Annotated in this window: 17 protein-coding genes and 3 pseudogenes; 10 read left to right on the forward strand and 10 right to left on the reverse strand. The window is 70.4% G+C overall.

Annotation, left to right across the window (positions count from 1 at the left end; all coding sequences use genetic code 11):
* Positions 1-48 precede the first annotated feature (48 nt).
* Together ACP4J3_RS36095 and ACP4J3_RS36100 are read right to left on the reverse strand one after the other, a co-directional pair.
* The gene (locus ACP4J3_RS36095) at positions 49-657 is read right to left on the reverse strand and encodes an LLM class flavin-dependent oxidoreductase (RefSeq protein ID WP_426540539.1); all 609 of its coding nucleotides are present in this window, start codon (positions 655-657) and stop codon (positions 49-51) included.
* A gap of 373 nt (positions 658-1,030) precedes the next feature.
* Positions 1,031-1,684, reverse strand: a complete 654-nt coding sequence (locus ACP4J3_RS36100; protein ID WP_426540540.1) for a TetR/AcrR family transcriptional regulator — start codon at positions 1,682-1,684, stop codon at positions 1,031-1,033.
* Between the two features lie 154 nt (positions 1,685-1,838).
* Between ACP4J3_RS36100 and ACP4J3_RS36105 the strand changes: the two genes are divergently transcribed.
* From ACP4J3_RS36105 to ACP4J3_RS36120, 4 genes are all read left to right on the forward strand, one after another.
* A complete protein-coding gene (locus tag ACP4J3_RS36105; RefSeq protein WP_426540541.1) occupies positions 1,839-2,909 on the forward strand; it encodes an alpha/beta fold hydrolase in 1,071 nt (356 codons plus the stop codon).
* A gap of 42 nt (positions 2,910-2,951) precedes the next feature.
* Positions 2,952-3,935 (forward strand): MBL fold metallo-hydrolase, encoded by a 984-nt coding sequence (locus tag ACP4J3_RS36110; RefSeq protein ID WP_426540542.1) that lies wholly within the window; start codon positions 2,952-2,954, stop codon positions 3,933-3,935.
* 32 nt (positions 3,936-3,967) lie between these two features.
* Positions 3,968-4,876: a fumarylacetoacetate hydrolase family protein gene (locus tag ACP4J3_RS36115; protein ID WP_426540543.1), complete on the forward strand. Its 909-nt coding sequence runs from the start codon at positions 3,968-3,970 to the stop codon at positions 4,874-4,876.
* A 292-nt stretch (positions 4,877-5,168) separates the two neighbouring features.
* The gene (locus ACP4J3_RS36120; protein ID WP_426540544.1) at positions 5,169-5,621 is read left to right on the forward strand and encodes a DUF6069 family protein; all 453 of its coding nucleotides are present in this window, start codon (positions 5,169-5,171) and stop codon (positions 5,619-5,621) included.
* Positions 5,622-6,019: 398 nt separating this feature from the next.
* On the opposite strand, the gene ACP4J3_RS36125 is transcribed toward ACP4J3_RS36120, so the two are convergent.
* Complete coding sequence (locus ACP4J3_RS36125; protein WP_426540545.1) at positions 6,020-6,619, reverse strand: TetR/AcrR family transcriptional regulator; 600 nt, start codon at positions 6,617-6,619, stop codon at positions 6,020-6,022.
* A 131-nt stretch (positions 6,620-6,750) separates the two neighbouring features.
* Here ACP4J3_RS36125 and ACP4J3_RS36130 point away from each other — a divergent pair, with 131 nt between their 5' ends.
* The 3 genes and pseudogenes from ACP4J3_RS36130 to ACP4J3_RS36140 form a co-directional block, all read left to right on the forward strand.
* The gene (locus ACP4J3_RS36130) at positions 6,751-7,320 is read left to right on the forward strand and encodes an isochorismatase family protein (RefSeq protein WP_426540546.1); all 570 of its coding nucleotides are present in this window, start codon (positions 6,751-6,753) and stop codon (positions 7,318-7,320) included.
* Positions 7,321-7,492: 172 nt separating this feature from the next.
* Positions 7,493-7,747 carry a hypothetical protein gene (locus ACP4J3_RS36135; RefSeq protein ID WP_426540547.1) on the forward strand — a complete coding sequence of 85 codons (255 nt, stop codon included), beginning with the start codon at positions 7,493-7,495 and terminating at the stop codon, positions 7,745-7,747.
* 413 nt (positions 7,748-8,160) lie between these two features.
* Positions 8,161-8,310, forward strand: a pseudogene (locus tag ACP4J3_RS36140) (acyl-CoA dehydrogenase family protein); the annotation flags it as partial.
* A gap of 23 nt (positions 8,311-8,333) precedes the next feature.
* On the opposite strand, the pseudogene ACP4J3_RS36145 reads toward ACP4J3_RS36140, so the two are convergent.
* Positions 8,334-8,866, reverse strand: a pseudogene (locus ACP4J3_RS36145) (hypothetical protein); the annotation flags it as partial.
* Positions 8,867-8,995: 129 nt separating this feature from the next.
* On the opposite strand from ACP4J3_RS36145, the gene ACP4J3_RS36150 reads away from it, so the two are divergent.
* The gene (locus ACP4J3_RS36150; protein ID WP_426540548.1) at positions 8,996-9,175 is read left to right on the forward strand and encodes a hypothetical protein; all 180 of its coding nucleotides are present in this window, start codon (positions 8,996-8,998) and stop codon (positions 9,173-9,175) included.
* 56 nt (positions 9,176-9,231) lie between these two features.
* Positions 9,232-9,986 (forward strand): annotated as a pseudogene (locus ACP4J3_RS36155) (SDR family NAD(P)-dependent oxidoreductase).
* A gap of 45 nt (positions 9,987-10,031) precedes the next feature.
* On the opposite strand, the gene ACP4J3_RS36160 reads toward ACP4J3_RS36155, so the two are convergent.
* The gene (locus ACP4J3_RS36160) at positions 10,032-10,664 is read right to left on the reverse strand and encodes a helix-turn-helix domain-containing protein (protein ID WP_301979008.1); all 633 of its coding nucleotides are present in this window, start codon (positions 10,662-10,664) and stop codon (positions 10,032-10,034) included.
* A 107-nt stretch (positions 10,665-10,771) separates the two neighbouring features.
* Between ACP4J3_RS36160 and ACP4J3_RS36165 the strand changes: the two genes are divergently transcribed.
* Complete coding sequence (locus ACP4J3_RS36165; protein WP_426540549.1) at positions 10,772-11,578, forward strand: IclR family transcriptional regulator; 807 nt, start codon at positions 10,772-10,774, stop codon at positions 11,576-11,578.
* Between the two features lie 72 nt (positions 11,579-11,650).
* Here ACP4J3_RS36165 and dmpG read toward each other — a convergent pair whose 3' ends face one another.
* The 5 genes from dmpG to ACP4J3_RS36190 are packed head-to-tail and all read right to left on the reverse strand — an operon-like array spanning position 11,651 to position 16,344.
* Positions 11,651-12,670 carry a 4-hydroxy-2-oxovalerate aldolase gene (gene dmpG, locus ACP4J3_RS36170; RefSeq protein WP_426540550.1) on the reverse strand — a complete coding sequence of 340 codons (1,020 nt, stop codon included), beginning with the start codon at positions 12,668-12,670 and terminating at the stop codon, positions 11,651-11,653.
* Complete coding sequence (locus ACP4J3_RS36175; protein WP_426540551.1) at positions 12,667-13,620, reverse strand: acetaldehyde dehydrogenase (acetylating); 954 nt, start codon at positions 13,618-13,620, stop codon at positions 12,667-12,669. The genes dmpG and ACP4J3_RS36175 overlap by 4 nt, the downstream gene beginning before the upstream one ends.
* Complete coding sequence (locus ACP4J3_RS36180) at positions 13,617-14,414, reverse strand: 2-keto-4-pentenoate hydratase (protein ID WP_426540552.1); 798 nt, start codon at positions 14,412-14,414, stop codon at positions 13,617-13,619. Before ACP4J3_RS36180 ends, ACP4J3_RS36175 begins: the two co-directional genes overlap by 4 nt.
* Positions 14,411-15,358, reverse strand: coding sequence for a 3-carboxyethylcatechol 2,3-dioxygenase (locus ACP4J3_RS36185; RefSeq protein ID WP_426540553.1), 948 nt, complete (start codon positions 15,356-15,358; stop codon positions 14,411-14,413). The genes ACP4J3_RS36180 and ACP4J3_RS36185 overlap by 4 nt, the downstream gene beginning before the upstream one ends.
* Positions 15,355-16,344: a zinc-binding dehydrogenase gene (locus tag ACP4J3_RS36190; protein WP_426540554.1), complete on the reverse strand. Its 990-nt coding sequence runs from the start codon at positions 16,342-16,344 to the stop codon at positions 15,355-15,357. The genes ACP4J3_RS36185 and ACP4J3_RS36190 overlap by 4 nt, the downstream gene beginning before the upstream one ends.
* Positions 16,345-16,445 lie beyond the last annotated feature (101 nt).

Consider the following 16,445-nt stretch of genomic DNA (forward strand, 5'->3'; position numbering starts at 1 on the left):
CGCCGAAGAGCCCCAGGCTGCGGAAGTACCGATCGACGCAGGCGTCGATTAACCGCTCTCGCCGCTGCGGTGACAGCCGGGGCTCCTTGTCCCGCGACGCGGTGTTCCCGGTGCCGAACAGACCGAGAGATCCGGCGACGTACGCGCGCATTGGCCCCCGGGCCTCCTCCAGCACGCCGTCGTCCGGAAGGCCTCGCGGTAGACGGCGATGTTCTCGGCCAGCACATCCACTCCCTGCTTGACCAGATGGGTCAGCACCCCGGCCCCCATCTCGCCCGCCAACCGGAAGGTGTCGGTGGAGCCGGCGCTCGTCAGCCACATGGGCGGTTCCCGCTGCACCGGAGGGGGATACACCCGTACCGGAATTTCCTTGCCCAGACCGTTCACGCGCGTCACCGGTTCCCCGCGCCACAGCTGTCGGACGGTCTTCATGGCCGCGATGACGTCTTCCTGCCGGGAGTTGTATCCCGGCGGGTTGAGAACGAAGTCGTGGGGATGCCACCCGGAGGCGAACGACACGGCCGCACGGCCACCCGAGATGTTGTCCACCACGGACCACTCCTCGGCGATGCGCAGCGGATCCTGGAGGGGCGCGACCACGCTGCCCGCCCTGATCCCTACCCGTTCGGTGACGGCTGCGACGGCGGCCCCGGCCACGGACGGGTTCGGGTATGGAGCCGTATGTCGCGGCCACGGTCATGGTGGGTGCGAGTTCAGGTGGCGAACCTCGTAGTGGGCTCGGGGCGGTAGCGGGTCAGGGCTGGGGCAGTCGTCGTCGTTGGACGGAGGGAGCAGGCGCACCTGGCAGGGCAGAAGACCTGCCGGTGACATGCGGGGCCTTGCATGCCTGTCGGCCGACAGAGGCTGTCCCGCAACTTCATGGTACGTACGCAATCTGGCGCCGGTTGGCTCGCTCTCAGGCCGCAGCGCCGAATCGCCCAGGACACACACGGCCGGGACCGAGTGTGTCCTGGGAGTGCTCGCATGGACCTCGGGAGGCGCAGATGGCGACGGATGCCACCCCTCGTGCTCATGCCCGAGATGCCGTCAGGCCGTCCAGGATCAGGTCCAGCTTCGCCCGCAGGGCCGGGGCGAGAGGGAAAGGCTTGTCGGTGTGCTGGCCTGCCTGGAGCCAGCGGTGGAGGGTGTCGATGTAGCAGGCGCTGAGGGCTTCCGCGACGGTCTCGGGGGAGGGGGAGGGGCGGAAGTCGCCGGTCTCCTGGCCGAGACGGACGCTGTCGCGGAAGGTGTCGAAGACCGGGAACGGGCTCTCGAAGGTCCCTAGTTCGCTCAGCCACCCCAGCGAGATGACGCGGGCCATCCTGGGGTCCTGCTCGTTGGCCTCGGCCAGGGCGTCCATCTGGAGTTCGAGCTGACGGCGGGCGGGGGCCTGGCGCACGTCCTCCTGTGCCAGCCGGGCGACCACGAGTTCGCGGCGCTCGGCCGACCAGCCGTCGAGCATGTCCCGCTTGCGGGGGAAGTGGTTGAAGACCGTGCGCCGGGCCAGGTCAGCCCGTTCGGCGATCTGGTCGATGGTCGTCGCGGCGTACCCCTGCTCGGCGAAGAGCTCGAGGGCCGCGTCCAGGATCGCCGCGCGGATCCTCTGGCGTTGCCGCTCCCTGCGGCCGAGCGGTTGCCCGGCCGGGCCGGCGCCGGCCGCGGAGGTCGCGGGTGATCGGGTCACGGATGTCTCCTCGTTTCGATCCGGCTGCCGGGGGCTCGGGTGCGGTTGAGTCCATTCTATTCATGCATCTTGATGCATGCGTGCATTATGGTGCATGATGCTCCCGGTGAGGCTGTACTCGGCGGCCCCGCCTTCTCACGCACCCGGAGGCCGCATGCCGTACACCTTCCCTGTCGATCCCGCCGAGCTCATCGAGGAGCGCACGCCGCAATGGACACTGTTCGGCACCGATCCCGCAGTTCTTGACGAGATGTCCCGCCGCATCCGCGATCTGTGGGCCGACGGTCCCGGGGGCTGGGCGCACGAGTGGTCCCTCCTCGCGGAGCGGGCCGAGAAGGACGGGGATCCCCTCCTGGCCAGCCGTCTGTACGGGATCGCCAAGTTCCCCGTCCTCGGCAACGCCGCCCACGCCCGTGCCTACGACCACCAACTGCGCACCTTCCTGCAGGCCTCGCCCGGCTTCGAGGTGCCCTTTGAGCGACACGTGATCGGCGTGCACTTCCGCGGACAGGTGGTCGAGGTCCCCATCCATCTCTACCTCCCCGGGAACCTGCCGTCGGACGCCCCCGTCGTCCTGGTCTTCAGCGGCGTCGACACCTGGAAGACCGAGGTGCATCCCACCGCTGTCGCGACGGCTCGGATGATCGGCGCGCGGGTGGTCACCTTCGACATGGCCGGCACTGGCGAGTCGCCGGTGCCCAATGGTCCCGACGGTGAGCGGTACATCGCCGGGATCATCGACTGGATGCGGCGCCGCTTCCCCGAGGCACGCCGGGTTGGCGCCACCGGCTTCAGCTTCGGCGGGCACTGGACGATCAAGCTGGCCCTGCTCGGGATGGTCGACGCCGCGGTGAGCGTCGGCGGGCTCATCGACACCGCCTTCAGCCCCGAGGCCGTCGCCCGGCTCCGGTTCGGCATGCCCGGCATCTTCGGCAACTCCCTGCGGCTGGACGCCGAGCCGAGCTCCGCCGAACTCCAGGCCGCCATGAGCGAGTTCTCGCTGCGCGCCCAGGGGCTGCTGGACGACTGGGGCAGCGATCCGGTGCCGCTGCTGTACGTCAACGGAGCCGAGGACCAGCACGTCCCGGCCGAAGACTCCGAGGCGCTGGAAACCCGTCCGAACACCATTGTGCGGCTGGTGCCGAACGCCACGCACTGCGCCCTGCAGAAGGCGCGGGAGATCCTCCCCTGGAGCCTGCAGTGGCTCCGCGACCAACTGGCCTGACCCCGGCCGCCACCAGGAATCCCCCTGACACGAGGACCAGCCATGCCCGAACAGCACTACCCCTTCGCGGTGTCCGCCTCCGTGCCCAAGCCCCGCAGCCGGTCAGGCGAGCAGGACGCGCGCCTGGTGGAGGTCGTGCCCGGCGTGCACGCCTGGCTCCAGCCCGACGGCACCTGGTGGCTGAACAACGCCGGTGCCGTCCTGGGCGAGGACGGCGCCGTGCTCATCGACACCTGCGCGACCGCGCAGCGCACCCGAGCCTTTCTCGCGGCCGTCGCCGAGGCCTCGGCCGACGCGCCGCTCATGGCCGCCGTCACCACCCACGCGCACGGCGACCACAGTCACGGCAACGCCCTGCTGCCCCCGCACGTGCCCATCCTGGCCCACTCGGAGACCCGCGAGTCGATCCTCGCGGACACCGTGCTGACCTCCCTGCCGCCGATCTGGGCGCCCGCACCGGACTGGGGCATCGCCCGCCACCGACCGCCCAACGTGACCGTCGACCGTGAAACGACCCTGCACACCGGTAGCCGGTGGATCGAGGTCCACCACCCCGGACACACCGCCCACACTCCCGGCGACCTGATCGCCTGGCTCCCCGACGAGCGTGTGCTGTTCGCCGGCGATCTGCTCTTCCACCACGTCACCCCGATGGTGCTCACCGGGTCGCTGGAGGGCGCCCTGCGCTCGCTGGACTGGCTCGCGGCGTTCGGGGCCGAGACCATCGTCCCCGGCCACGGGCCCCTCATCACCCGGGAGGAGACCGACACCGTCCTGGACGCCCACGCCCGCTACTACCGCGCCGTCCAGCGCATCGCCCGCGACGGCCGCGCCCGCGGCCTGACACCCCTTCAGGCCGCCCGCGACTGTGACCTCGGCGAGTTCGCCGACTGGCCCGATCAGGAACGCATCGTGCTCAACCTGCACAGCGCCTACGCCGACGCGGACGCCAACACGGTCGATGTCATTGCCGCGTTCACCGACGCCGTCACGTTCCACGGCGGCCCCCTGCACTGCGCACTCTGACCTCCGCGCCCCCACCACTACGGGAGCCCCTCATGCGCTTCGTCACCTACACCCACCCCGACGACGGGGAACGCGTCGGCGTCCTCGACGGGGATGTCATCCACGCCCTCGAACCTGGCCTGCGCCTGCTCGACCTGCTCGGCGACGACGGCGAACGCCTCGACGCCGCCGGCCGACGCGCCCTGAGCGACCCCCGCCAGGTCCGCAAGAAAGAGGAGGCCACCCTGCTGGCCCCCCTACCGCAGCCGCCCACCGTCCGCGACTTCATGGTCTTCGAGCAGCACGTCGAGGGCGTCGCCAAGCTCGCCGATCCGCAGGCCACCATCCCTCCGCGCTGGTACGAGGCGCCCGCCTTCTACTTCACCAACCCCTACGCGATCATCGGCCCCGACGAGCCGGTCCCCATCGCCCCGGGCAGCGGCGCCTTCGACCTCGAACTGGAAGTGGCCGCCGTCATCGGCCGCCCCGGCACCGACCTCACGCCCGAGCAGGCCGAATCCCACATCGCCGGATACACGATCCTGATCGACTGGTCCGCACGCGACATCCAGTTCGCCGAGATGCAGGTGCCCCTCGGCCCCGTCAAGGGCAAGGACACCGCCACGACGCTCGGCCCCGCCCTGGTCACCCCGGACGAACTCGCCTCCGCCCGCCGTGGCAAGTCCTTCGACCTGGCCATGACCGCCTCCGTCAACGGCACCCTGATCGGGCGGGACAGCCTCGCCTCCATGGCCTTCTCCTTCGCCGAGATGGCCGCGTACGCCTCCCGCGGCACCTGGGTCAAACCCGGCGACGTTCTCGGCTCCGGCACCTGCGGCGGCGGCTGCCTCGCCGAACTCTGGGGCCGCTACGGCCGTGATGCCCACCCCCCGCTGGCCTCCGGCGACACCGTCACTGTCAGCGTGGAACGCCTGGGCGCCATCACCGCACAGATCGCCTGATGGCGTCACCGAGTCCGTCGGCGAGGCGGCCCCAGGCGGCCCTCTCGTGCAGATCTCCCCCCGGGCGGTGTGCAGGTCTACCGGCCATCGTGCGGGAGACGGCGCCGACATGCGCGCGGTGACCCGGACAGCGGACCTCGCCCGTATCTGGACCGAGTCTCCGCGCCGACCAGGTGAACGACGTCCTGGACCTGCGCCCCAACATCTGAGCCTCGATCCGTGCTCACCTGCATCGCGATCCGGCGCCGCTGCGGCCTGGCCGGAGGAGAGAACTCTGCCATCTGGAGCACTGATGTCCAACCTGACCTCCGCCTCACCCTCACCCGCCTTGCGCCGGCCCGGCACTCCTGTCGTCATCGGCGGCCTGCTCGCCGCCGCAGCAGCATCCTCGATCGTCGAGGCGGACATCGCCGCCCTCGCTCGCGCCGCCGGTGCCTCCGATGACTTCCAGCCGCTCCAGGCATCCGCGTTCGTCTTCTTCACTGTGGTGGGCCTGGTCATCGGCGCCATCGGCTGGAGCATCGTCCGGCGAAGTTCGAAGGACCCTGAGTCGCTGCTGCGCAAGCTCCTCCCGGCCGTGGTCGTTGTCTCCTTCATCCCCGACCTCGCCATGCTCGTCAGCGACTACACACCGCACGCCGACGCGGTGGGTGTGATAGCGCTGCTCGTCATGCACGTCGTGGTGGCAGTTGCCGCGGTCTTCACCTTCCACAAGATCCTGCCCTTGGACGTCGCCAGTAAGTAGTCGCCGCCGCACCGATCCGCCGACTTCGTGCGCTGTCCCGATGCCGCCCCACCTGGCGGCATCGGGGCCTGGATCGGCGTGGGCACCATACGGACCGCCCGCAGCGGCATGGGGGATGTCCTCTCTCTGCCTTCTTCGGGTGGGTCGGTGGGCCTGTCGTGGTCGTGATCTTCACTTCCGGGCGGTGGTGACGGCCTGTCGCGGCGTTGTGTGCAGGCGACGCGCCCGGCGTCGTCAACGGTGGAGATGGGCGGTGAGCAGGCTGGGGCCAAGACGATCGGCCAGGCTCCACCCTGGTCGGTGCAGGGAGCCGAGCAGTTCGGCGAGGCCGGGGCGGCAGCCGCCGGCGTTGAGCGGGATGGTGCCGGGCGTGGGGAAGAGCGCGCCCGGTTGGCAGTTCAGGGCGTGGTGAGGCCGCGTACAAGGGCGCCAAGTCCTGCGCGCCACAGTCGTTCGCCGTCGTCGGCGGGGATGGCCGACGTGCCACCGAGTTCGAGTCCGGCAAGGCCGTCGCAGAGCGCGCGGAAATGCACGGTCGCCTCGTCGGCGCCGGTGGTGCCCAGCAGTCCCGCGGCTGCGAGCCGCGCCATCTTCGCCTTGAGAACGTCCAGGGCCCGGGCGGATGCGGAGCGGACCATGAGCTGGCTCCGCATGAAGGGGTCCGCCGTGTTCCGGAAGACGATGCGGAAGAGGGAGGGGTGTTCGAGGGCGAACCGGCGGATCACCAGGCCGGCCTCGATGAGGTCGTCGTCGGGCGCCGACGTTTCGGGCAGTTGCTCCATCCCCGTGCGCAGCAGGTCGAAGGCGTGGGCGGCCAGCGCGGCGACGAGGCCCTGCTTGGAGCCGAACAGGCTGTAGACGGCGCGGGTGGTCGTGCCGACATCCGATGCCACCCCGCGGATGGAGATGGCCTCCGGCCCGTCCCGCTGGATGGCGCGCTCCGCCGCCTCAAGGAGGGCTCGGGCGGTGTGTTCGTCGTGCTCTCGTGGACGCCCCATGTTTGACAGCCTAACGCAACACTGTTACGTTACAAGGTATCGATACGCTGTATCGAAACTTCCGTGCAGCCTTTGAGGCTTCGCATACCAGAGGCGGGCGCGCCCCGTCACGCACGAGAACGGAATCCGAAGTGACACTCTCCACGGTTGACGCGAAGCCCGCCCTGATCGTGGTCGACCTGCAGAAGGGCATCCTCGCCATGCCGGGCGGGGACACCGACGGCCTGAAGCAGGTCATCCAGCACGCCGCCGATCTGGCCGCCGCCTTCCGCTCCCGCGGTCTGCCGGTCGCGCTGGTCAGCATCTTGGGCGATGCCCCCGGACGCACCGAGGTGAACGGGCCTGCGGACTTCATCCCACAGCCGGACTTTGCCGACCCCGTCGACGAACTCGCCCCACAGCTCGGTGACATCCGCGTCATCAGGCAGCGGTGGAGCGCCTTCGGCGGCACCACCCTCCACGACGACCTGCAAAAGGCCGGCGTCACCCAGGTCGTACTGGCGGGCGTCGCCACCAGCATCGGCGTGGAATCCTCCGCCCGGGTCGCACACGAACACGGCTACCACGTCGTCCTCGCCACCGACGCAATGACCGACATGAACCCCGACGCCCACCACAACAGCATCCACAACATCTTCCCCCGCCTCGGCGAGACCGCCACCACCACCCAAATCCTCGACAAGCTCCAGCGCACCCGCTGACACAGCCCCCCCAGTGGCCAACAGTCGCTGAACAGTCCAGGGCGCCGGGTTCGCCGGTGTCGGACCGCCAGTCGGTGGAGCGTCGGTATCGGAAAGGCGGCCGGCATGGACATCGACCGCCTTCGGCCGGCTCTGGGGTGCCGGCGGTGACAGCGTCCTCACCGGTTTCCGGGTGTATGACACGGAGTCCGGCGCGTTGCCGGCCGACGTCACCGTCCCTGATGCCGCGTTCCTCAACGACGTGACCGTGACCCGCGACGCGGCCTGGTTCACCGTCAGCCGCGTCCCGGCCCTCATCCGGGTGCCGATAGGGCCCGACGGCAGTATCGGTGCGCCCGAGAAGGCCGCGCTGGGCGGCGACTGGGCTCAGACCAGTGCCGGTATCAACGCCAACGGCATCGAGGTCACGCCGACGGCAGGCACCTGATCGTGGCCCAGTCCCTGACCGCCGAGGGGGTTCGGCCCTTTACCTCGTGCCGACCGACACCGCCGGGACGGCCGACGCCCGGCGGATCACCCCTCCACGGCACCTGGGACGGGGCTGACGGTGTTGTGCTGATCGGGCGGATCCTGTAGGCGGTCAACCCCAAGGGCATGGCCAAGATCGAGCTTCTTCGCGGTCGATGACCGACAGGGGCCAAGGCGTTCGGCTGCCGCCTCTACGTGGTCGACGCCCCGGCCGCCCATCAGGAGCAACGGCTGCAGCGGTCCGCGGCTCGCGCGCCGACTGTACGGCAATGAGGTGCTGACCTCGCACAGCACCGGATGCAGGACGACAGAGGAGGCACGACCCCTGTGAAGAGAGAGATCTACGACACCGACGAACAGGACTTCCGGGTCATGGTCCGGGCGTTCGTCGCCAAGGAGGTCACCCCCCACCTTGCCTCCTGGGAGGCGGCCGGCCGGGTCGACCGTGCGCTGTATCGGGCCGCGGGCGCCGTGGGACTGCTCGGGCTGGGTGTGGAGGAAGAGTACGGCGGCAGCGGCGTGGACGACTTCCGTTACAACGCGGCGAACTCGTCGATGTTGGCCCGGGTGCCGGGGCCCGCCGACTTCGAGGCGATGGAGACGACGATCTCCGCGTACGGGACGGGCGTGGTGCGGGCGACGGCGTGCACGATCGGGATGGTGGCCTGGCCGCCGCAGGTGACCATGTTGACGTCGGCGGCGTCGAGGTTGACCGCCGGCACGACGAACGGCCCGATCGCGACCGGAGTCAGGTCGATCAGCCGCTTGCCGCACGGCTCCAGCCTGGCCGCGTTGGCCAGGTGCGCCTTGGCGGACGTGGCGTCGAAGACGAGGTCGATGTCCTCGAGCCGTCCATGGCGATGAGACCGTCCACGCCCTGGTGGGTCGTCGGCACCTTCAGGCGGCGGGCCCGGGCGAGGCCGTCGGAGTCGGGGTTGAAGCCGACCACGGCCGCCATCTCCAGTGTCTCCGAGAGGCGGAGGATTCCCGAGGCGCGCTGCAACTCCGCGGGGTCGCCGCCGAGTTCGGCCACCAGAAGCGGATCGTTCGACAGCGACGTGGCGCGGATCACAAGCATGTCCTGAGAGGGCAAATATTCGTCCCCGATTGTCAAGAGCTGGGCGATCCGTATCAGGCACAGCGAGGCGCTATGGCGGCGGCGAGTCAGCCCCCGCCCCGCCCGCGGATCCCTGCCAGGGCGGTCACCGTGCTCTTCGTGCGTGTGGCGGGGGCGAACATCAACTTCACCGAGGACGGTCGGTTCCACTCGATCCTTGACGCCGCGATACTGCGCAACCTGACCGAGACCCTCGCGGTGGAGCAGGGTCTGGGAACGGTCGACTACATCGGCGGCGGCGTTGCCAGGCTGATGTCCGAGAAGCAGTGACCGCGACGGTGAGCCGCGAAGCGTCACCCCGCCTGCCCACCTGAAGGGATCATGAAATGAGTCTCGCCTCCTCGGTAGCGATCGTCACCGGCGCGGCCAACGGAATCGGCCGCGCGATCACGGAAGAACTCCTCGGTGCCGGTGCCGGTGCCGGCGCGCCCGGCCGGGTCGCCGTGCGGGCGGGCAGCGTCACCTCCGCCGAAGACCTCACCGCCGCGTTCGACCTCGCCGAACGCGAGCTCGGGTCGGTCGACGTGCTTGTCAACAACGCGGGATGCGCCGACCTCTCCCGATCGTCGGCCGCGACGAGAAGGACTGGGCCGACGTCAGGGCAGTCCTGACCACCGGCCCGTTCCTCGGAACCAAGATCCTCGCCCGGCGCACGATCGCCCGAGGCGGGACCGCGTCCGCCATCAACACCTCGTCCGTCAGCCTCGCGATCCCCACCGACGGCCTGGCGCACTACTGCGCGGGCAAGGCCGCGGTCGGTATGTTCATTCAGGTGGCCGCCTCCGAGCTCGGCAGACACGGCATCCGGGTCAACGCCGTCGCCCCCGGCCTCACGCGCACGACACTGACCGAGTCCCACCACATGACCACCGGCGTGTTCGGCGACGCCGTCCTCGAACGCACCCCGCTCGGCCGCATCGGAGAGCCCGGCGACGTCGCCAAGGTCGTCCGGTTCCTCGCAGGCGAAGACGCCGCCTGGATCACTGGCGAGACGATCTGCGTCGACGGCGAAGTCCACGTCAAGGGGCTCCCCGGTTACCGGGACACCCTGCAGCTCGCCCTCGCGCCACAGCGGCCTTGAGGGGGCAGTCCCGTAGAGCCGACCACGGCCCGGGCCGATGCGGTGTCACCGCGCGTCAGCGCCACGGCCCACCCCGCCTTTCGTGATGGTCGGGCCGAACTGGCGGACCTGCGGCAGCGTGGTGACCGCATGGGCCACGACGCGTTCACTGAGGCAGATGTGGCGATGGGGTACGTCTCCCGGGAAACGGACGAAGTCACCGGCCGCAAGGTCCACCGGTTCGGTGAGCGGGCCGGTACGGAGCTTTCCGGTGATCACGTAGATGTGATGCAGGGTGCCGGCGCTGTGCGCGGGGATCGGCTCGGGGTCCCGGTGACCCCGTTCCAGGCGCAGGACGAGGGTGCGGACGTAGCCGGAGCCGTACGTCTCGTCCAGGAGGCGCTCGGTCCAGTTCGCCGCCTCGGACCACTCGCCCTCGCCCTGCCGCTGGACGTAGACCGGAGTGCCCCACTCCGTCAGCAGGCGGCGTGCAGGCACGTCGAGCGCGGTCCCCAGCAGGGACAGGGTCTCCACGGTGGGGTTGCCCACGCCCTGCTCGATCTTGGAGAGCGTCTGCTTCGAGAGGCCGGACCGGCGGGCCAGCTCGCCGAGAGACATCGCCCGCTCCAGCCGGAAGCGGCGCACGTTGCGGGCGACGAGCTCGTTCTCCCGGGCCAGGGTGTCACTTTTAATGTGCATACCGTCATTATTGACGAACACTCGACGGGCTCGCATCCTTGTCACATAAAGCTTGACGGATGGTCTATTGAAAGTGACACCGTCTCTCGGAGTCGAGGTGAACATCCATGACCGCAACTCTTGCCGGCCCCGCGAGGGATGACCGAGCCGCCGTCGACAAGGCCATCAGCCTCCTCGTCGTCCTCGGGGACAGGTCCAGCGGGGAAACCGGCGTCAGCGAACTCGCGCGGCGGGCGCAGATGAGCAAGTCGACCGCGTACCGCGTGCTCGGCATGCTGGAGCGCAACGGCGTGGTGGAGCGCGTCGGGACCGACTACCGGCTCGGTGATCGCCTGCACCATCTGGGGAAGGCCGTCTACGCGCCAGGCTCCGAGAGCGTCCGTGACGTCCTGCTGCCCTACCTGGCCGACCTGTACGAGGCGACCCGGGAGACGGTGCACCTGGCGGTCCTCGACGGCCCGCACGTCGTCTACCTGGCCAAGCTCTACGGCCACCGGCCCGCGCCCGTGCCGTCCAGGATCGACGGTCGGCTCCCGGCCTACGCGACGGCGGTCGGCAAGGTCCTGCTCGCCTACGACTCCCAGGCCGCGGAACGGGCGCTGTCAGAGCCGCTGCGGCCCTTCACTCCGAGCACACTCACTGACCCCGACGCCCTCTCCGCCGAACTGGACGGCATCCGCCGCACCGGTGTCTCCCTCGACAACGAGGAATACCAGCCGGGGCTGGCCTGTGTAGCGGCACCGGTGCTGAACCGCGCAGGCCGGGCGGTCGCGGCCCTTTCGGTCGCCGGCCGGCTCGGCCAGATCGACACGCGCCGGCTGAGCGCGCAGGCACGGCGAGTCGCCGCCGCGGCCTCGCAGGCATGGGCCGCACGGGCGGCGCAGCAGCAGGCCGGCCGACTGCCGCGCCCGTAACCCGTACCAACTCCGCCCCGGGCCCAGCCCTGTAGGACTTCATGCCGGACCCGGACCCGGACCCGTACCGCGTCAGCCCCGGGCCGGACCCAGCAGATCCAGCGCGATGTCGACGATCATGTCCTCCTGGCCGCCGACCAGCCTCCGCCTGCCCACCTCCAGCAGGATGCTGCGCACGTCGATGCCGTACTGCCGGGAGGCCGTCTCCGCGTGCCGCAGGAAGCTGGAGTAGACGCCGGCGAAGCCCAGGGTGAGGGTCTCGCGGTCGACCTGGACCGGGCGGTCCTGGAGCGGTCGTACGAGATCGTCCGCCGCGTCCTGGAGGGCGAAGAGGTCGCAGCCGTGCTTCCACTCGTTGAGGGTGGCGACGGCGACGAACGGTTCGATCGGGCAGTTGCCCGCGCCCGCGCCGTGTCCGGCGAGGGACGCGTCGACCCGGGTGACCCCTTCCTCCACGGCGACGACCGAGTTGGCCACCGCCAGGGAGAGGTTCTGGTGGGCGTGGATGCCGATCTGGGTCTCCGGCCGCAGCACGTCGCGGTAGGCGCGGACGCGTTCACGGACACCGTCCATGGTGAGCCGGCCTCCGGAGTCGGTGACGTACACGCAGTGGGCGCCGTAGGACTCCATCAGCCGTGCCTGCTCGGCCAGTTCGGCGGCCGGGGCCATGTGGCTGAGCATGAGGAAACCGGAGACGTCCATGCCGAGGTCGCGGGCCGTGGCGATGTGCTGGGCGGAGACGTCGGCCTCGGTGCAGTGGGTGGCGATGCGGACCGAGCGGACACCGAGCGCGTAGGCCTGCTTCAGTTCGGCGGTGGTGCCGATGCCGGGGAGCAGGAGCGTGGTGAGCGTGGCCCGTTCGAGGACCGAGGCGGCTGCTTCGATCCATTCCCAGTCCGAGTGGCTGCCGGGGCCGTAGTTGAGGGAGCCGCCGGCCAGACCGTCGCCGTGGGCGACCTCGATGGCGTCCACGCCGGCCGCGTCCAGGGCGGCGACGATGCGCTGGACGTCGGCGGGGGCGATGCGGTGCCGTACGGCGTGCATGCCGTCGCGCAGGGTGACGTCCTGGATGTAGAGGCTGGTGCTGGTCACGAGGAGGCCCCCTGTCGGGCGTGCTGGGCGATGCGCTCGGCGGTGCGCAGCGCGGCCGAGGTCATGATGTCGAGGTTGCCCGCGTAGGCGGGGAGGTAGTGGGCGGCGCCCTCCACTTCCAGGAACACCGACACGTGCGTCGTCACCTTCGGTGCGTCGGCGGGCAGCAGGGTGTGGACCGGTTCGTCGGCCGGTACGGAGGTGAACTGGACGTCCTGCTTGAGCCGGTAGCCGGGGACGTACTTGGCGACCTCGGCCACCATGTCCGCGACGGAGGCACGGATCGCTTCGTGGTCGGCGTCACCGATCAGGCAGAACACCGTGTCCCGCATGATCAGCGGGGGCTCGGCGGGGTTGAGGACGATGATCGCCTTGCCGCGCGTCGCGCCGCCGACGGTCCGGATCGCCGCGGCGGTGGTCTCGGTGAACTCGTCGATGTTGGCGCGGGTACCGGGCCCGGCCGACTTCGAGGCGATGGACGCGACGATCTCCGCGTACGGGACGGGCGTGGTGCGGGCGACGGCGTGGACGATCGGGATGGTGGCCTGGCCGCCGCAGGTGACCATGTTGACGTCGGCGGCGTGCAGGTTGTCGTCGAGGTTGACCGGCGGCACGACGAACGGACCGATCGCCGCGGGGGTGAGGTCGACGAGCCGCTTGCCGAAAGGGGCGAGCCGGTCCGCGTTGGCGACGTGGGCCTTGGCCGAGGTGGCGTCGAAGACGATGTCGATCTCGTCGAAACCGCCCATGCGGATCAGGCCGTCGACGCCCTCATGGGTCGTGGGCACCTTCAGGCGGCGGGCCCGGGCGAGCCCGTCGGAGGCCGGGTCGATGCCGGCCATCGCCGCCATCTCCAGGGTCTCCGAGAGACGGAGCACCTTGATCATCAGGTCGGTGCCGATGTTGCCGGAACCGATCACGGCCACTTTCGTCTTCTGCACCGGGGTCATGACGGCTCCTTGTCGGTGAACGCGGCAGTGACCGTACCCAGCGTGGAGATCTCCGCGAGGACGGTGACACCGGGGGAGACGCCGGCCATGGGGCCGAGCGCGCCAGACAGGACGACCTGACCGGCGCGCAGCGGATCGCCGTACTCGCGTGCCGTACGGGCCAGCCACAGCAGGGCGTTGAGGGGGTCGCCGAGGCACGCGGCGCCCGTGCCCTCGGAGACGAGGACATCGTCCACGTACATCCGCATGGTCGCCTCGCGCGGCTCGAACGCCTTGAGCGGGAGACGGGACTCGCCGAGGACGTACAGGCCACTGGAGGCGTTGTCGGCGACGGTGTCGGTGATGGTGATGTCCCAGTCGGCGACGCGGCTGTCCACGATCTCCAGGGCGGGCATCGCGTAGGCGACCGCGGCGCGGACGGCGGCCAGGTCGAGATCGTCGCCGTCCAGGTCGGTGGCGAGGAGGAAGGCGATCTCCGCCTCGACCTTCGGCTGCAGCAGCCGTGTAGTGGGCACTTCGTCGAGGGCGGAGACGTCCATGTCGGCGAACAGGACGCCGAAGTCCGGCTGGTCCACGCCGAGTTGCTTCTGCACGGCGGGTGAGGTGAGACCGATCTTGCGGCCCGTGACGACGTCCGTCCGCCGGGCGTTGAGGCAGCGCTGGACCTCGTACGCGCTGCGGATGTCGGTGGTGCCCAGCAGGTCACGGACCGGGGAGCACGGTTCGCGCTTGACGGCGGCCGTCGTCAGTCTGTCCGCCGCTTCGGCAATCGCCTGTTCGCGCTCGGTGGTCATCGGTTCGTCTCCTGTTCCGCGGTCGCCACGGCGAAGCCGGCGATCCATTCGGGGATCGGCTCGTAGAAGCGGGAGGTCATGCGGTACGGGCCGGTGGCCGCGAGGGATGCGAAGGCCGCGATCCAGGTGCGGACCTCGTGGGCCGAGCCGCCGCCTTCGGAACCCATCCACTCCACGCTCCAGCTGTCGACGTCCGCGAGGCGGCCGCTCTCCAGGGTGTCCAGGACGAGGTTGTCCCAGTCGGGGTTGATGGGGATCATGCGGGTCGAGCCGGCGGCGTAGTCGCGGCCCGCCTGGACCACGCGCTCCTCGCCCCGGGCGCGCTGTTCGGGAGTGGGCGGGTGGCCCTCGATGAGGGCGTCGGCGACCCGGGGCGGGGCGCCGTCGAGGACCGGGACGGGCGGGTCGTGGGAGAGCCCGCCGGAGCCGAGGAACAGCACCCGGCGGTCCAGCGCGGAGGCCGCCTCGCCGATCGCGGTCCCGAGTGCCCGGATGCGGCCGACCGGGCCGAGTGGGGTGGCCACGCCGTTCACGAACACCGGCACGACCGGCACCTTGTCGATGCCGCCGAAGAGGACCTCCAGCGGTTGGACGAAGCCGTGGTCGACGGTCATCCGGGCCGAGACGGTCAGGTCCACGCCGCGGTCCAGGACCCCGCGCGCGAGAGCGCGGGCGGCGTCGGTGTCGACCGACAGCGAGCCCGCCGTGGAACCGAAATCGCCGACGGCGTTCGCCTCGGTGGCCAGGCAGAAGGGCGGCATCTCCTTGTAGAAGAAGCCGTTGTAGTGGTCGGGCGCGTACAGGACGACCAGTTCCGGGTCGAAGGCACGGACGACGGAACGCGCGCCCTCGACGGCTTCCTCCACGGCGGCGAGGACCTCGGGCGCAGGATCGTTCTTGCCGATCAAGGGCGAGTGGGACAGCCCTACGGCGGCGGTGTTCACGACGGATCTCCCTGAGACGGTGGGTGGATGACGAGCTTGCCGGTGAGCCGCCCGTCGATCATGAGCTGGAAGCCCTTGTGGATCTCGTCCAGCGGCAGCGTGCGGTCGATCACCGGGCGCAGGCCGGTGGCGTCCATGAGCTTCAGCAGCGAGACCAGTTCGGAGCGGGTGCAGCCGGTCGAGCCGAGGACGCGCTGCTGGAGGTAGAAGACCCGGCCGAGGTCGGCGGGCGGGTTGGTGCCGCTGGTGGCTCCGGCAATGACGATCGTGCCGCCCGGACGCAGTGCCTTCATGGAGTGCGACCAGGTGGCCTCGCCGACCGTCTCCACCACCACGTCCACGCGCTCGGGCAGCCGCTCGCCGGTCGGTACGGCCTTGCGCGCGCCCCAGGATTCGGCCTGCCGCCGCTTGTCCTCGCTGCGGCTGGTGGCGTACACGACGGCGCCCGCGGCCACGGCCAGCTTGATCGCGGCCGAGGCGACGCCGCCTCCCGCGCCCTGGACCAGGACCCGGTCGCCCGCGCGGATCCCCGCCTGGGTGAAGAGCATGCGGTAGGCCGTGCCCCAGGCGACGGGCAGACAGGCGGCCTCGTCGAAGGTGAGCCAGGACGGCTTGGGGATCAGGTTGCGCGTGGGCACGGACAGGTACTCGGCGAACGCCCCGTGGTGCTGCTCCGACAGCAGCGCACGCCCCGGGTCCAGCGTCTCGTCGCCGAGGCCGGCGTCCGGGTCGGCGATGACCGGGTGGACGAGCACCTCGTTGCCGTGCTCGTCGTAGCCGGCCGCGTCGCAGCCGAGGACGATGGGCAGCCGCTCGGGCGGATGACCGACACCGCGGAGGGTCCACAGGTCGTGCATGTTGAGCGACGACGAGACCACACGGACGGTCGACCAGCCCGGGCGCGGCTCGGGTTCGAGGATGTCCCTGAGGACGAGCCCCGACAGCGGCTCGGTCGCGCTCTGGGAGATGGCGATGGCAGCAAGCATGCGGTCACGCTCTCCCGTCGGTGGCGCCCGCCGACAGCGAGCGTGCCGTCGTACGGAACGACGGTTGGCACCCGGTCGCGCCGCTGCTGTTGCCTGAGCCC

The organism is Streptomyces sp. UG1 (genome assembly GCF_049974585.1).
In the GTDB taxonomy this organism is placed as follows: Bacteria; Actinomycetota; Actinomycetes; order Streptomycetales; family Streptomycetaceae; genus Streptomyces.

Coding starts and splice junctions, on each gene's coding strand:
- ACP4J3_RS36180 (WP_426540552.1), bottom strand. CDS start 14,414: ATGACCACCGAGCGCGAACAGGCGATTGCCGAAGCGGCGGACAGACTG.
- ACP4J3_RS36125 (WP_426540545.1), bottom strand. CDS start 6,619: ATGGGGCGTCCACGAGAGCACGACGAACACACCGCCCGAGCCCTCCTT.
- ACP4J3_RS36165 (WP_426540549.1), top strand. CDS start 10,772: ATGACCGCAACTCTTGCCGGCCCCGCGAGGGATGACCGAGCCGCCGTC.
- ACP4J3_RS36110 (WP_426540542.1), top strand. CDS start 2,952: ATGCCCGAACAGCACTACCCCTTCGCGGTGTCCGCCTCCGTGCCCAAG.
- ACP4J3_RS36175 (WP_426540551.1), bottom strand. CDS start 13,620: ATGACCCCGGTGCAGAAGACGAAAGTGGCCGTGATCGGTTCCGGCAAC.
- ACP4J3_RS36120 (WP_426540544.1), top strand. CDS start 5,169: ATGTCCAACCTGACCTCCGCCTCACCCTCACCCGCCTTGCGCCGGCCC.
- ACP4J3_RS36105 (WP_426540541.1), top strand. CDS start 1,839: ATGCCGTACACCTTCCCTGTCGATCCCGCCGAGCTCATCGAGGAGCGC.
- ACP4J3_RS36190 (WP_426540554.1), bottom strand. CDS start 16,344: ATGCTTGCTGCCATCGCCATCTCCCAGAGCGCGACCGAGCCGCTGTCG.
- ACP4J3_RS36160 (WP_301979008.1), bottom strand. CDS start 10,664: ATGCACATTAAAAGTGACACCCTGGCCCGGGAGAACGAGCTCGTCGCC.
- ACP4J3_RS36115 (WP_426540543.1), top strand. CDS start 3,968: ATGCGCTTCGTCACCTACACCCACCCCGACGACGGGGAACGCGTCGGC.